Source organism: Vibrio sp. D54 (genome assembly GCF_021728075.1).
Classification (GTDB): Bacteria; Pseudomonadota; Gammaproteobacteria; order Enterobacterales; family Vibrionaceae; genus Vibrio; species Vibrio alginolyticus.
In genome coordinates this window covers 528910-543209 of the sequence record NZ_JAKKCS010000001.1, presented here as the reverse complement: position 1 = coordinate 543209, position 14300 = coordinate 528910, and the positions used below count along the sequence as shown (strand labels likewise).

The window sequence follows — 14300 nt, the reverse complement described above, 5'->3', positions numbered from 1 at the left end:
GAAATTAAAATTGTTATAGGTATGGTTTAACCCAACTAAGGCCTAGCTGCGTGCTATGCCTTGGGTTGTATTCACAACCGATCCAGCCTTGGTAACCAGAGTCATCCAAAACATTGAATAGGTGTGGGTAATTCAGTTCGCCTTCCGATGGTTCGTGCCTTTCAGGCACAGAAGCAATTTGAATATGGCCTGTGTATGGCGCCACATCGCGAATCAACGTACTCAGATCACCGTCCATAATTTGTGCGTGATAGAGATCGAGCTGCAATTTCACGTTTGGACGAGCCACTTGTTTGATGAGTTCAACCGCTTCACGTTGATGTGCAACAAAGTAGTTCGGTACATCGCGATTGTTGAGTGGCTCAATCATCAGCTCAACACCATGTTCGGCAAACTTATCCGCTGCATAACGAATGTTTGAGATAAAGGTTTCAATATGCTGATCACGAGTGAAGCGTGAATCAACAATGCCAGACATAGCGTGAACCTTTTTACAGTTCAGTGCCTTGGCGTACATCAACGCAGTCTCGACGCTCGTTTTAAATTCATCCTCACGCCCCGGAATAGCTGCAAAACCTCGTTCACCTGCATCCCAATCACCTGGAGGCATGTTGAATAACGCTTGCTCAAAACCAAACTGCTGTATCTTGCTTGCTAGTTTTTGCGCTTCGAATGCGTATGGGAAAAGGTATTCCACCGCTTTGAAGCCCGCTTGGTGTGCTTTTTCGAAACGATCTAGAAAAGGAACTTCTGTGAATAACATTGTCAGATTTGCCGCGAATTTAGCCATTACTTACCTCTCCCTTTTAGGTCTTGAATCTCAGTATCCGTTAAATAGCGGATGTTGCTTTCTTTAAGAATGAACGCTAGCTTCGCTGTCTCTTCTAGCTCTTCTGCGTTATCCACTGCATCTTCAAAGTCCGTACCCGTGATCACTGGACCATGGTTCGCCAGGAGGAAAGCTCGGTAGTCACTAGCCCGCTGCGCAAGTTCTTCAGCAATCTGAGGGTCGCCCGGGCGCAGGTACGGAATCACTGGCAGTTCGCCAATGCGCATTACAAAGTAAGGTGTGAAAGCTTTGATGGCATTCTCGCGATCTAAACCTTCAAGACAAGAAAGCGCCGTCAAGTAAGTAGAATGCAGATGCACAATCGCATTACACTTTGAGTTATTTCGATAAATCGCCAGATGAAAAGCCACTTCTTTTGATGGCTTTTCACCAGAGATATGGTTACCATCAATATCCACAACCGAAAGCTCTTCAGCAATCAAGCGGCCGAACGAAGAACCAGTTGGCGTTGCCAGAAAGTGTCCATTAGGCAGTTTTAGAGAAAGGTTGCCAGCGCCGCCAGTCGCATAGCCACGTTCAAACATAGAGCGCGCCATAGTGACCATTTGCTCTCGCAGTTGTTGTTCTGTCATCAATTCTTTATTCATAACAACCTCACCTATTCAAAAAACGACTGTGCTTTGGCAAAGAAGTGTTCATCGCCGAAGTTGCCCGATTTCAGAGCCAAAGAAAGCTCGCCTTCAAGTGACTTCACCCAAGGTACACCTGGTGCGATTTGAGGACCGATATGAAAACCTTTTACGGCTAGGCTTTGGGTTACAACCCCTGAGGTTTCCCCACCCGCAACGATGAAATTTTTCACACCGTGCTGCTGAAGTTTGATTGCAAGTTGGCTAAAGAATTGTTCAACCGCGTGACTTGAAGCATGCGCGCCAAACTCTTGTTGAATCGCTTTTAACGCCGCTGCATCTGCGGTTGCGTAAACCAGTGGTGCGAACTCGCTTTCGATGTTGGTCATGACCCAATCAAACACTTGATTTGAGTAATCTTCTTCCGTCAGACACGCCTTCACATCAATAGCAAAGTGTGGCGCTTTTTCTTTGTAAACAGCGACCTGTTGGTTGGTCATGACAGAACAAGACCCAGATAACACAACGGTTGGTGCCTTTTTAGGGTTCCCCTCTTGCTTCGCATCACTTTGATCTTCAAGGTTCTCTATCCAGTTCTTAGCAATACCCGCAGCCAAACCAGAACCACCAGTTACCAGTTTTAGAGACTTCGCCGCTTGGCCAAGTGTGACAAGATGCTCTGCATTGAATGCATCAACCACTGCATAGCGGTTGCCTTGTACTTTTAGCTCTTCAAAGCGCTCAATTACCGCTTTTGGACCTTGTTCAATTATTTGGAAGTTCACCAGGCCAGATTTGCCTTGAGATTGAGCGTCCATCATACGAACTAGGCTTGAATCAGTCATTGGGGTCACAGGGTGATTACGCATACCTGAGTCGCTTAGCAAGTCTTGGAATACAAATAGATGGCCGTTGTAAACTGTGCGACCATTCACTGGTAATGATGGGCATACAATGGTGAACGCTTCACCTAGCTCTGCAAGCAGTGCATCCGTTACAGGACCAATGTTACCTTCTGCTGTGCTGTCAAACGTTGAGCAGTACTTGAAGTAAAACTGCTGACAGCCATTTGCTTGCAGCCACTTAAGCGCAGCTACTGAATCTTCGATTGCCTCATCTACAGGACAAGAGCGAGATTTAAGACTGATCACGACCGCATCTGCGTTTACATCAATCTCTTCTTTTGGAATACCGTTAAGCTGAACTGTGCGCATGCCGTTTTCTACAAGAAAACCTGCGATGTCTGTTGCGCCAGTAAAGTCGTCTGCGATAACGCCTAATAACATCATTTTTTCTCCGTTTTACGTGCGCTTATTTCTGTTTGTTTTCTACACCTGGAAGCTCAATACCATCAAAAATCTTGATAACGGCACTGTCGTCCTCCTGGCCAAAACCAGCATTGCTTGCACTCAAAAACATGTTTAGTGCTGTGCTTGATAGAGGAAGTGGAAATTTGAGATCTTTTGCTGTGTCCGATACGAGGTTTAGATCTTTCACAAAGATGTCGACCATAGATTTAGGGGAGTAGTCACCATCAACTACATGCTTCATGCGGTTCTCAAACATCCAAGAGTTACCCGCTGCATTCGTCACCACGTCGTACATCAGGTCAAGAGGAATGTTTGCACGTGCCGCTAATGCCATTGCTTCAGCACCAGCTGCGATATGAACACCTGCTAGCAATTGGTGGATAATCTTCACAGTTGCGCCTAGGCCAATCGCTTCACCGATGTTGTAGACTTTAGCTGCCGTTGCGTTGAGTACTGGTTCAAGTGCATCAAATGTGCTTTGCGCTCCCGACGCCATAATAGTCATCTCACCTAATTCTGCTTTTGCAGCACCACCAGATACCGGTGCATCAAGCATCACAAGATTGTGTTCTGCCAATTTCGCTTCAATTTGTTTTGCGTCTTCTGCTGAGATGGTTGCTGAAACCATTACTGGCGTATTCGGCTTAAGCGCTGTAGCAAGACCGGTTTTGAACAAGACCGTGTTAACTTGAGCTGCGTTCACAACAAGAACTAGAACCGAATCAAGCTTATCTGCAAACTCAACTGCATTTGTAGAAACTGCTTTTGCACCGAATGAACCTAACTCTTCAAGCGCTTGAGAATTTAAATCGAAACCATAGACATCTAGGCCTGCACGCACACATGACTTTGCGGCGCCCATTCCCATAGAGCCTAAACCGATAACACCTACAGATTGAACTTCACTCATAAAAACAATGCCTTCTGGTCTATTAAACTTTGTTAATTCTTGTTTGGTTGATGTGATTATATGTGAAGATTAATACTAAGACCTCGCTTTGAATCACATTTTTTCACACAAATTAACAATGTCGTGATATATACCTCTTTATAGGAAGAGATATTCCGAGCAGTTAACACAAGCGAAGGCTGTTCTTACAACGTTGAGAACATAATTCACAGATATTCACAACAAATGAAAAGATTGGTAGGATACTGAAAAACAAGAATATAGAAGTGAAACTATGATCCCAGCAGAACGTCAAAGAACCATATTATCCCTGTTATCACATCAAGAAGTGTTAAGCATTTCAGATTTAACCGACCACCTTGGCGTATCACATATGACCATTCGTCGTGATATCGTGAAGCTTGAATCCTCAGGTAAAGTCGTTTCTGTTTCTGGTGGAGTGCAACTCGCTCAAGCTCTACATTCCGAACTTTCCCATGATGCGAAGGTCGAGCAACAAGCGGATGAAAAAATCCAAATTGGTAAGCTGGCGGCTACGTTAATTGGTCAAGACGCTACGATTTACTTGGATGCGGGAACAACCTCTCTAGAAATCGCCCATCAAATAGCAAATCGTAATGATCTTTTAGTGATCACCAATGACTTCTCTATTGCTGCTTTCCTTATGACGCACAGTGAATGTGAGCTTTACCACACTGGGGGAAAAATTGACCGCGAGAACCAATCCACCATTGGTGGAAAAGTCGCAGAGTTCTTGAATGGGCTAAATATTGATATCGCCTTTATTTCGACTTCATCTTGGAGCTTGAAAGGCTTATCAACACCTAATGAAAATAAAGTTCTTGTTAAAAAAGCAATCATCAAGGCGGCACAAACCAATTATCTGATCTCAGACTCAACTAAATACGGTCAGATAGCGAGCTTTCATGCATTAGACATCGAGCAATTGGACGGAATTATTACCGATCGAAACCTATCCGAAGTGGTCACTCAAGAATTAACGGATAAAGGATTACGTGTGTATAAAGAGTAACACTACCTAAACATCTGAGTTCGCGTAACTTTTATACTCGTTAATTTATAGGTGCTTCCAATATACATAGACCGTGCTGTGTACTTTCTGGCAGAAAACACATCCTTTTGTTTTCTAAATTACCAAATTACTGATTACATCTGGATATGGAAGCTCACTTCGCTCTATCGCTGCTCGTCACTTGTCATCAAAAATCAAATTCACCGCAATTGCCATCAAAACCAAGCCTGAGATTGGTAGTAAGACACCTAATGGTGAGCGCTCGATGTAAGGCAGATTCTCTGCAATCAATAAGCCCCATTCAGGTTCTGGTGGCTTAACGCCAAGTCCGATAAAGCTCAGAGAAGTCAGGCTGAGCGTAATGTACGGCAAACGCAGAAACGCGTGACGAATCAATGGCGGCAGCACATAAGGCAACAAGTAGTAGCGGAGTACTCGCCACTGACTGGTTCCCCAAATGGGCGCAAGATGCGTGTAAGGCTGCGCTTTGGCTTCCATCAACAAACTTGCACAGTGCGCCGCTAATGGTGCCCACGACACCATAACAATCGCAATCAAGGCACTGTTTGGGTTCATTCCCGTTAGACCAGCAATCAGCAGACCCGCCACAATGTATGGCACACCTTTGGTGATCTCAATTAAGCCTTGGCTATAACGAGTCACGAAGCCGAGCAGCAAACCAATCACCAAACTTAGGAACGTTGCGATGATGCCCATTTTGATTGTCGACATCATACCGCCGCCAACACGAGCAAGCAGATCTCGACCAACCGCATCGGCACCCAACGGGACAGCTAAGCTTGGCGATTCAAGGCGGGTAAATTGGATGGTGTAAGGATCGCGCATTAACGCCCATCCCGCACAACCAATCAGCAAGGCAAAGATTGTCGCACTGACAATACGTTTGGTGGTGCTTTGGGTAAAACGGAATGTGCTGTGACTGCTGATCAACTTGCCACTCGTGACACTGTGCCCGAGTAACCAGCGTTGCAATAAGATGCTCGCACTGCTGATCAACATCGAGAACACCAGCAACACTAACAAACCACCTTGCAGCATCGGCAGATCTTGTGACTTCGCTGCACCTAAGATTAGTCGTCCGATGCCCGGAATGGAAAACACTTGTTCCACAGCAACCGCGCCGCCGGTTAAACCAATCACCGTCATTGCGATTTGAGGAATCAAGTTACTAACGGCACGCCACAAGGCAAAGCGTAAGATTTGAAACTTACTGACGTTTGCCGATAGCCAAGTGATCACCCAAGGCTCATCTAATACTCGCTTGAGGCTGTCATTGAGCAAGCGCCCGAACAAACCAGCAGCAGGCAATGCCATTGCCAAACTTGGTAGCCAGAGGTTTTGCACGCCTTGCCAACCATAAGGTGGGAACCAACCCAACCAAATGGAAAATACCATGATCAGCAATGAAGCAATCACGTATTCCGGCAATGAGACCAACACCGAACTGAGCGTGTCATGATGCTTGTCTAAACGATTCTGTTGCCAACGACGCACGGTGTAAAGCACGCTCGCCATACACATTACAAATGCCATACCTAACGCTGTAAGCATCAGTAATAGTGACGTTTTTGCGGTTTGTTGAACGCTCTCCATGACGGACGCCCCGCTCACCCAAGAGACACCTAAGTCACCTTGCATGGCAAGCGTCAACCAATCCCACAGTCGCTCAGCAGCGCTGCGGTCAAGTTGAAGATCTTCTCGAATTGCTTGCAGAGCTTCTGCCGTCAGCAATTGTTGAGCCCCCGCACGGGCACGGAGGATTGATTGGCTTGGATCGATACCGGCAATATCCGGCATCAAACCCACCAGCACAACCACTACCCCGAGTGACAGGAAGCGCGACAAAAAACGCGTAAACCATTCAGGCATACAAGCGCTCCAACGAGAGCGCATGTTGGCAGCAGACGACATCGAGTTAGTTCACCTCAGTAAACTGGTCGATCAGGCGACGCTCACGTGGGTCACGTTGTGCGTTCTTCACGCGGTCACTCTCACCTTGGATTACACGCTCGTGAAGCAGTGGAATCACAGCGTATTGCTCAAGGATTTTGCTTTCTGCTTCGATGATCGCTTGTTGGCGTTTCTCACCCAATGGTTGACGGTCAGCGTGTTTCAATGCTGCGTCCACTTCTTCAGAGCAGAACTGACCTAGGTTGTAAGAACCTTTACAGCTAAAGTCACTTTGCATGTACGCCACTGGGTCACCAGAATCCAGCACCGTTGCACGTGACAACAAGAACGCATCGAACTTACCTGCTAGTGCATCGTTTTCGATTTGTGCGTATTCACGAACGTCTAGCTCAACCACAAAGCCAGCCGCTTCAAGTTGTTGCTTTAGTAGCACCGCCACTTCTGGCAACTCTGCACGGTCGGTAAATGTACCGATGGTGATCTTCTCACCATTCGCGTGGCGCATTTCCATAGTTTCCATACGAGGGTTCGCATCACGAATTGGTTGAGCCCATGCCAATGCAGGACCTAACAAACCTTTCGCTGAGTCGGCGTGGTTCTCGTAAACCGTTTTGATGATTTGCTCACGGTTAACCGCTTGAGCTGCTGCTTTACGCAAACCGAACTGGCTAAACACATCTGATTTGTTGTTTAGGTAAAGCGTGTTGGTACGCGGCATTGCGACTTCGTGCAGCTGTGAAGATTCCATCATCGCGATTTGCGATACAGGAACGGCTTCAACGACATCCGCCTCACCGGTACGTAGTGCCGCAGCACGAGCAAAACCGTTTGGTACGTATTCAGCAAAGATACTGTCTACTTTTGCTTTTTCGCCCCAGTAACCGTCAAAACGCTTCAATTTAGCGCTGGTTGTACCGTTGATTTCTGTCAGAACGAATGGACCGGTACCCGCATTAATTGGCACAACGCGACCGTTTTCTTGATATGCAGCACCAGAAAGGATCGCTAGCTGTGGGCTAGATAGACGGCTTGGCAACAATGGATCGTTAAAGGTCGTTTTGATTTCAACAGTGAAGTCGTCCAGTGCGCTAACTTGCCATTCGATACCATCCAAAATGCGTGGTTTTGGTGCAGCATCTAATGCTTTTTGTAGAGAGTTCACAACCGCATTGGCATCAAGGTCAGAACCATCGTGGAATTTCACGCCTTTACGTACCGTAAACTGCCACGTCATCGGGTCAACTTGTTCCCACTCTGTTGCCAGCATAGGTTCTGCTACCGACTGATCGTTTAGGTTCACTAGCGTTTCTGCCGTGCTCCAACGTGACAGTTTGAACGCGTCATCTGAAAGTGGCGATAAACCTGTGCGTGGTGGTTGCATCATGGCAACGCGAATTTCCGTTGCTTGCGGTGCAGCTGCTTTTTCCGCTTCTGGCTTGCTTTCGCCAGAGTCAAAACAACCCGTCAGCAATGCGCTTAAAGCCAGCGACAAAGCTAACTTGGGAGTACTAAGGTGCATAAGAAACCTCTCCAATGGTTTTTGTGAATTCATTACTTTTGTGTTGAGCGCTCATCAAGGTTCTCGTGATCAAGTGCGATGGGTTATTTGTCACGTTCTGTGCTGTGCCGTGCTCGACAACGCGTCCTTTGTCTAACACTAGGATTTCATCGCATAGGGTTTGTGCCGCATCGAGATCATGTGTCACCAAAATCAGGCGCATCTGACGACTCTTTTGAATGCCTGCCAACAGGTCGAGAATCTGTTTACGACTGACGGGGTCTAAGCTACTCGTTGGCTCATCGGCAACCAACACACAAGGCTCAACAATCAAAGCTCTGGCGATAGCTACACGTTGCGCTTGCCCAACTGATAATTGCTGAGGGTTACGATCTAACAATGTGAGATCCAAACCGACATCCGCCAAGACCTTTTCCACCTTCTCGTTAAGCTCTTGCGTTAAGCCAATATTGCTTAGCGGCTCCAGTAAGATCTGGCGAATGGTGTAGTACGGATTCAAGCTAGACTGCGGCTCTTGCGGAATCAATTGAATGTGCTGACACAACTCTTGACGCTGCTTAGCCGAGCTACGCGATAACGGATAACCACACACATACACTTCACCAGATGTGGGCTTACGAAGACCAAACAGAAGTTCAATCAAGGTCGATTTACCCGCACCAGAAGGACCAACAATCGCAATGTTCTTTGTGTCGATGGCAAGATCCAATTGTTCGAGCGCTTTAAACGGTTTGCCCCCTAACCAACTTGGTTTGGAGTAATAATGAACACTGGCTTGCTCAAAGCGAACTTCCGCCGATTTAGGCTGCGTGTGCCCGCTCAAGTTGTGCTTAGTCAAAATAGGCTCCAGAGATGAGGTTAAAGCAGCAGTTGCGTAAGTTGTTGGCAGAAAGGATGCGAACTTTGCTGAATGGCTTGCCAAGGTGCGCCATAAGCCACCATGGTGTTGTCCGCAATCACCAAGACTTTGTCACACGCCAAAGCCGCAGACAGATCGTGCGTGATCAACAAACCACTGATGTTGCGTTGCTGAACACTACTGCGAAACAACTCAAGGATCTCCGCTTCGGTGATTGGATCGAGCGCACTGGTGGGCTCATCAGCGATGATCAAGTTGGCACTACCAAGCAGCGCAATCGCAATACAAATACGCTGACGCTGACCACCAGATAACTGGCTCGGATGCTGCGCCAATGCTGCTTTTGGATCCGTAAATCCGAGTTGAGACAACAAGGTCGTCACCGTGTCACGGTTCGCTGAAGACAAGCGTGTTTTGTTGCCCGTCAATGCCAAACACAGTTGTTGTTCGACAGACGCCAATGGATTCAGCGCTTTAAGTGCATCTTGGAAAATGACCGCGGGACGCTGCGACTGACTGCGTTGCAGCATGGCAGTTTGTGCGACTTCACTGCTGTTAAGCTGGATACTTCCGTCTACCCTAATATCAGACGGCAAAATACCTGCGAAGGCTTTCGACAACATGGATTTACCAATGCCGGAAGGTCCCATAATGGCAAGAACTTCACCTTGAAACAGCTCAAAAGAAATGTCTTTGAAGAGTGTGCGCTCCGAGTCTGTAAGGCTGAGATTATTAACGGAGAGTACTGGTTGAGAAATCACGGCATCAAACTAAATGTAATAATATAACATCACAAATAATATCATGCGGGTTAAAGCAAGGAAACCAGTCGGAAAGGCTATTTCATCACCTTTTTCAGATTTATCAGCAAGGGCAGATGGCTCCACCCTTGTTATAAGAACATCTAAATTAGGTCGTTTGTGACAGTGTGAATTAAAGACACTTTTGTTTAACTTGACCGAGGTATGGGAACAAGAAGACAAAACGCCCAACGTAGAACAAAGTGAATGCCAGCCACAAACCGTGATTGCCCCAATATTGCACCGCAATAAATTGAGTCACTAAGAACAACACCATGGTTAGAAATGTGGAGTTACGCACTGGTCGCGTCGTCCCTGTGCCAGTAAAGATGCCGTAAAACGTAAGACCAAAACCAGCAACCAACGGGAATGCCAATAACCAAGGGCTCATGTCTAGATACAGTTCAACAAGGTTTGGCAAGGTGGTAAACAACATCACCACTTGGTGTCTGAACAGCACCAACAGCAAGGTCAATACAAGAACGAACGCCGCGGTCCATTGCGTGTTTAGCTTAATCACGTTATCAAGCAATGTCGGATTCTTCTGTCCTACCGCTTTACCGGCAAAGACGCTCGACGCATTCGCCACACCGTCGAACATGTAGCTGACGATAAAGGTCACTTGCATCAAGATTGCGTTCGCAGCAAGCACATCAGAACCAAGCTGAGAGCCTACACGCGCCATCATGTTGAAGAACACCAATAGACACACAGTACGAAGCAGCAGATCCATATTGGAAGACGCAATGACTTTGAGATCTTTACGCGTCATTTTTGCGGTCTGAATGTGATCAAACAGCGGGAAGCGACAGGTTTTCAACACCAGCACCGCACCAATAACAAACGTCGAGATTTGCGCGATAAGTGTCGCCACCGCAACACCAGCAATGCCCATATCAAAGTACAACACAAAGACGATATCCAGCACGATGTTCAGCACGTTACCAAACACTTGCGTGAACAAGGTTTCTTTGGCTTTCGCCTGCCCCATCAACCAACCAATCACGGTGTAGTTCAGCAGTACAAACGGCGCACCAAAGATCATGATATCGAAGTAAGTCTTAGCGTTTTCTGCCACGACTGCATCAGGGGAGAGAATCAGCTCTGCCCCCATCCAAATCACGGACTGCAACGCAATGAAAATCAAGCCAAGGCAGAGCGAAAGCACGAAAGGACGGAATAAGCTGCTCGCTTGATCTTCTGGGCTGTTTTTACCTAATGCGATTGCACTTTGCCCGGTAGTACTGACGCGGAAAAAGCTAAACAGCCAATACAAGGTATTCATGATGACGGTGCCGATCGCCACCCCACCAATCATCTCAGCCACACCGAGTTTACCGATCACCGCGGTGTCCACCGCCCCCAATAATGGCTGGGTAACAGTAGAAACGATGAAAGGAAATGCGATTTTAAAATAGTCTTTATGAGTCAGGGACATCTTAAATTATGAACGGGGTTAATTTTTATAAGGTCGCTATCATATGCGAATGGCGCCCGAACATGAACCAAAGTTCGCCAGCAAGGAATAGCATTGATAATTGATACAACCGGCAAACGTATTCTCATACCAAAGCTTGAAATAGGATAACGACTTATGAGAAAAGCCAAGTTAACTGCATATAAATGAGTTTCTAGTTTGGAAAGATTAGCGTTTGGTTGAGCATGGCAGATCAGAATGTATCTGCCATGTCATAACGGTAGTGATTGGTGAAAAGAGACCGTACAGATGATATTTAATGCTTGTGGGTTTCATCTGACAATGTTTAGGTTGATACCAAGCCTTATGTTCTGTAAAGCACCTTCACAATATGCCAACCGAACTTGGTTTTAACTAAATGCGGCGTTAACACTTCGCCAGAAAAGCACACTTTGTCGAATTGAGGTACCATTTGACCACGGCGGAATTCACCAAGGTCACCACCGCGTTTGCCTGACGGGCAAGTTGAATACTTCTTCGCTAATGTCTGAAACTTTGCGCCTTTTTTCAGTTGCTTGATTATGTCTTCCGCTTGCTCTTTGTGCTTCACAAGAATATGTAATGCGGCTGCTGTATTTGCCATTGATCTATCTCTCACTATTCTGGTCGCGCAAGTGTACCCAATCCTTTTTAACAGACCAAACATTTCTTAATAATAGCTCAGCGGTAAAGGCCCCAATACACGAGGAATATAAAATCGTCTACATAATGAGTTTAAAATACAAACAAGTTTTGCTCAGTTAATCACTATGTCTCTAAAAGATTGTCTAAAAAGCTCACATTTGTCTCTCCGATGGTTGAAGCCTTCGTCTGATAAGATTAGATTAGACACAATTCGGTGGTGTTTATAAGGTTATTTTCATGGCAAAAGTCATTAGCAAAGCGAATCAATCTCAGGGCATGTTGATGTTTAAGCTCACCCTGCAACAGAGTTTCGCTATCGGTACGCTAAAAGTCCGTGAAATCGTCCCATACATGCCAACGACGAAGATCCCTTACTCGCATCATCACGTCATTGGAACCGTTACGATACGTAACTTAACAGTACCAGTGATCGATATGTCAGCGGCTGTTGGCTTTCGTCCTATAAGTGAAGAAGAATATAAAAGCTGCTACTTGATCGTGACAGATTGCTTGCGAACCGTGGTTGCTTTTATGGTTCGTAGTATAGAGAAGATCATTGAGTGCGATTGGAAAGCTATTGAAACGCCACCTCCGAGCGCTGGAAAAAATATTTTCGTGACTGGAATTACTCGCTACGAGGACAAAACTGTTCAAATGCTGGATGTGGAACTGCTACTTTCCAAAATTTATCCGCAGTACGAGAATTCAAAGATACCAATGCTGACAGATATTGAGCGAGAACGCCTAAAAGCACTCAGTATTCTATTGGTGGATGACTCTTCCATCGCTCGTAAACAGCTGTGTGACGCACTCGATAGCATCAATATTGGGTATCAAATCTGTAAAAATGGTTTAGATGCATTGGAACTGATGAAAAGTGACGCTGCGGCTCATCGCCCAATTGATATTCTGGTCAGCGATATTGAAATGCCCGGATTAGACGGTTACGAATTAGCATTTGAAGTTCAGAATAATTCCTCTCTGAACCATTCATACCGCATTTTACATACATCGTTATCGAGCGAAATCTGTGTAGACAGAGCTCACCAAGTTGGCGCGCATGAGGCACTTGAGAAATTCAATGCAGGAGAACTAATCGAAGCGATGCTTCGCGGAGCAAAAGAGCTAGAAGCCAAAGCTATGACTTCTTAACTCTTATTGGACGAGTTGATTTGAGAATATAATGCAGTGCTTGTTCTATCCCTGATGCTCACATCCGCTAATTTCTCAGCTCACTTCTTTGGCATCGCGTAACTACGAGAAACGAATTCCGTCTCTTTGACTTGATGAGTATGATTAATATAAGAAGCTAGGCTGTAAAGTACATTCGCTAATAAGTTCGCGTAACGAAACAAAATAGGTGCGGGCTGCTTCTTACCTGTATGTTCAACGGCAACTAATGCTCGTACCGTTTTTTTAGCTTGGCAACGGCACAAATGCAATTGACTGGCTGCCGGGTGCCCTCCGGGTAGAACAAAGCCTTTGAAGCCGCCATCAATACGTTGCTTGAGCAAAGCATAATCGGCCTTTAACTCTTCAACTTCCGCTTCTGTAATCGCTAATTTTCCGCGAACCGAACCATTTAGATGATAAACATTAGGCTGCATTCTTGTCAGTATATCGCGGCTAAACTCGTCCAACTCCATAGCGAGAACAAGGCCAATACGACTACAAAGTTCATCTGCTGTAATTTCAAAGTCACAAACCGGACTGTCCTCGTAAATAAACGGATAGCAAATCTCGCTCAATTCCTTACTTACAGGTTTCATGCTTTTGTTCCAATATAAAAAAGGGAGTCAGTATAACCTAACTCCCTTTAAACGTTCATTATGCCAAATAATCGACAGTCATATGATCGGTTTACAATCAGGCACTTTCGACTTTCTTGTGACCTTCTTGAAGGTGAACAAAATCGACTAAATCATCACCAGACACTTGATACGCCTGACCAAAACCTTTAACAAATAGCCCCGATTCTGGCTTTAAGTTGAACAACACGAAATCCTCTAGCTGGCTTAGACCATCAATAATCTCACCAAAACGCTCTTTCATTTGTCCAACAACTTGTTGCCACATCTCTGTGTCTCGCTCAACTACATTTGCTACCGCATCAAAAGTTAAGCGCTTACGAGCAAACAGCTGCTTTGAAGACTCTTCATCTTCGATCATCATCAATGAAACATTTGGATTTTCTAAAAGGTTACGGGCATGACGAGCGATTTTAGAAATGAGAACGAAATAACCTTCCTGGTTTTGGACATAAGGCGCGTAGCTTACATTCGGGCGACCTTCTGCATCGACAGTTGCAAGCTGAAGTGTACGACGCTCCTGACGGAACTCTTTGATCTCTGGCCCTAAACGACCTTGCAAACGCTCTTGTTTAACTTGTTGATCCATATTGATACCTGACTTTACTA

The 14300-nt window shown here is 45.8% G+C and carries 14 protein-coding genes; 2 read left to right on the top strand and 12 right to left on the bottom strand.

All coding sequences use genetic code 11. The annotated features are described in order from the left end of the window. Nucleotides 1–13: 13 nt before the first annotated feature. The 4 genes from otnI to ltnD are packed head-to-tail and all read right to left on the bottom strand — an operon-like array spanning nt 14 to nt 3639. Entirely contained in the window at nt 14–790 is a 777-nt protein-coding gene (otnI, locus tag L3V37_RS02450; protein WP_130545818.1) for a 2-oxo-tetronate isomerase, read from the bottom strand. Then, on the bottom strand, nt 790–1437 hold the full coding sequence (locus tag L3V37_RS02445) for an aldolase (protein ID WP_195723059.1): 648 nt from the start codon (nt 1435–1437) through the stop codon (nt 790–792). The genes otnI and L3V37_RS02445 overlap by 1 nt, the downstream gene beginning before the upstream one ends. A gap of 11 nt (nt 1438–1448) precedes the next feature. Beyond that, nucleotides 1449–2705: a 3-oxo-tetronate kinase gene (gene otnK / locus L3V37_RS02440; RefSeq protein WP_048625565.1), complete on the bottom strand. Its 1257-nt coding sequence runs from the start codon at nt 2703–2705 to the stop codon at nt 1449–1451. Nucleotides 2706–2730: 25 nt separating this feature from the next. After that, a complete protein-coding gene (ltnD, locus tag L3V37_RS02435) occupies nt 2731–3639 on the bottom strand; it encodes an L-threonate dehydrogenase (RefSeq protein ID WP_005375356.1) in 909 nt (302 codons plus the stop codon). 274 nt (nt 3640–3913) lie between these two features. Between ltnD and L3V37_RS02430 the strand changes: the two genes are divergently transcribed. After that, complete coding sequence (locus L3V37_RS02430) at nt 3914–4672, top strand: DeoR/GlpR family DNA-binding transcription regulator (protein WP_005375354.1); 759 nt, start codon at nt 3914–3916, stop codon at nt 4670–4672. A gap of 177 nt (nt 4673–4849) precedes the next feature. Here L3V37_RS02430 and L3V37_RS02425 read toward each other — a convergent pair whose 3' ends face one another. The 6 genes from L3V37_RS02425 to ppiC form a co-directional block, all read right to left on the bottom strand. Further along, nucleotides 4850–6562 carry an ABC transporter permease subunit gene (locus L3V37_RS02425; RefSeq protein ID WP_237305776.1) on the bottom strand — a complete coding sequence of 571 codons (1713 nt, stop codon included), beginning with the start codon at nt 6560–6562 and terminating at the stop codon, nt 4850–4852. A gap of 46 nt (nt 6563–6608) precedes the next feature. Next, nucleotides 6609–8123 (bottom strand): ABC transporter substrate-binding protein, encoded by a 1515-nt coding sequence (locus L3V37_RS02420; RefSeq protein WP_038896354.1) that lies wholly within the window; start codon nt 8121–8123, stop codon nt 6609–6611. Then, nucleotides 8113–8961, bottom strand: coding sequence for an ABC transporter ATP-binding protein (locus L3V37_RS02415; RefSeq protein ID WP_237305762.1), 849 nt, complete (start codon nt 8959–8961; stop codon nt 8113–8115). Before L3V37_RS02415 ends, L3V37_RS02420 begins: the two co-directional genes overlap by 11 nt. A 20-nt stretch (nt 8962–8981) precedes the next feature. Continuing rightward, on the bottom strand, nt 8982–9743 hold the full coding sequence (locus L3V37_RS02410) for an ATP-binding cassette domain-containing protein (RefSeq protein WP_237305761.1): 762 nt from the start codon (nt 9741–9743) through the stop codon (nt 8982–8984). Nucleotides 9744–9915: 172 nt separating this feature from the next. Further along, nucleotides 9916–11220, bottom strand: a complete 1305-nt coding sequence (locus tag L3V37_RS02405) for an MATE family efflux transporter (RefSeq protein ID WP_237305760.1) — start codon at nt 11218–11220, stop codon at nt 9916–9918. A gap of 343 nt (nt 11221–11563) precedes the next feature. After that, nucleotides 11564–11905 (bottom strand): peptidylprolyl isomerase PpiC, encoded by a 342-nt coding sequence (gene ppiC, locus L3V37_RS02400; protein ID WP_258460894.1) that lies wholly within the window; start codon nt 11903–11905, stop codon nt 11564–11566. 215 nt (nt 11906–12120) lie between these two features. Here ppiC and L3V37_RS02395 point away from each other — a divergent pair, with 215 nt between their 5' ends. Next, complete coding sequence (locus L3V37_RS02395; RefSeq protein WP_033906782.1) at nt 12121–13035, top strand: chemotaxis protein; 915 nt, start codon at nt 12121–12123, stop codon at nt 13033–13035. Nucleotides 13036–13115: 80 nt separating this feature from the next. On the opposite strand, the gene L3V37_RS02390 is transcribed toward L3V37_RS02395, so the two are convergent. Next, a complete protein-coding gene (locus tag L3V37_RS02390; RefSeq protein WP_054574455.1) occupies nt 13116–13652 on the bottom strand; it encodes an ATP:cob(I)alamin adenosyltransferase in 537 nt (178 codons plus the stop codon). Nucleotides 13653–13749: 97 nt separating this feature from the next. Then, nucleotides 13750–14280, bottom strand: coding sequence for a heme utilization protein HutZ (gene hutZ, locus L3V37_RS02385; protein ID WP_005375331.1), 531 nt, complete (start codon nt 14278–14280; stop codon nt 13750–13752). Nucleotides 14281–14300: the final 20 nt, after the last annotated feature.

Bases quoted from the DNA above. Each gene is read 5' to 3' on its own strand.
- otnI (WP_130545818.1), bottom strand. From the start codon at position 790: ATGGCTAAATTCGCGGCAAATCTGACAATGTTATTCACAGAAGTTCCT.
- L3V37_RS02445 (WP_195723059.1), bottom strand. From the start codon at position 1,437: ATGAATAAAGAATTGATGACAGAACAACAACTGCGAGAGCAAATGGTC.
- otnK (WP_048625565.1), bottom strand. From the start codon at position 2,705: ATGTTATTAGGCGTTATCGCAGACGACTTTACTGGCGCAACAGACATC.
- ltnD (WP_005375356.1), bottom strand. From the start codon at position 3,639: ATGAGTGAAGTTCAATCTGTAGGTGTTATCGGTTTAGGCTCTATGGGA.
- L3V37_RS02430 (WP_005375354.1), top strand. From the start codon at position 3,914: ATGATCCCAGCAGAACGTCAAAGAACCATATTATCCCTGTTATCACAT.
- L3V37_RS02425 (WP_237305776.1), bottom strand. From the start codon at position 6,562: ATGCCTGAATGGTTTACGCGTTTTTTGTCGCGCTTCCTGTCACTCGGG.
- L3V37_RS02420 (WP_038896354.1), bottom strand. From the start codon at position 8,123: ATGCACCTTAGTACTCCCAAGTTAGCTTTGTCGCTGGCTTTAAGCGCA.
- L3V37_RS02405 (WP_237305760.1), bottom strand. From the start codon at position 11,220: ATGTCCCTGACTCATAAAGACTATTTTAAAATCGCATTTCCTTTCATC.
- ppiC (WP_258460894.1), bottom strand. From the start codon at position 11,905: ATGTTTGGTCTGTTAAAAAGGATTGGGTACACTTGCGCGACCAGAATA.
- L3V37_RS02395 (WP_033906782.1), top strand. From the start codon at position 12,121: ATGGCAAAAGTCATTAGCAAAGCGAATCAATCTCAGGGCATGTTGATG.
- L3V37_RS02390 (WP_054574455.1), bottom strand. From the start codon at position 13,652: ATGAAACCTGTAAGTAAGGAATTGAGCGAGATTTGCTATCCGTTTATT.
- hutZ (WP_005375331.1), bottom strand. From the start codon at position 14,280: ATGGATCAACAAGTTAAACAAGAGCGTTTGCAAGGTCGTTTAGGGCCA.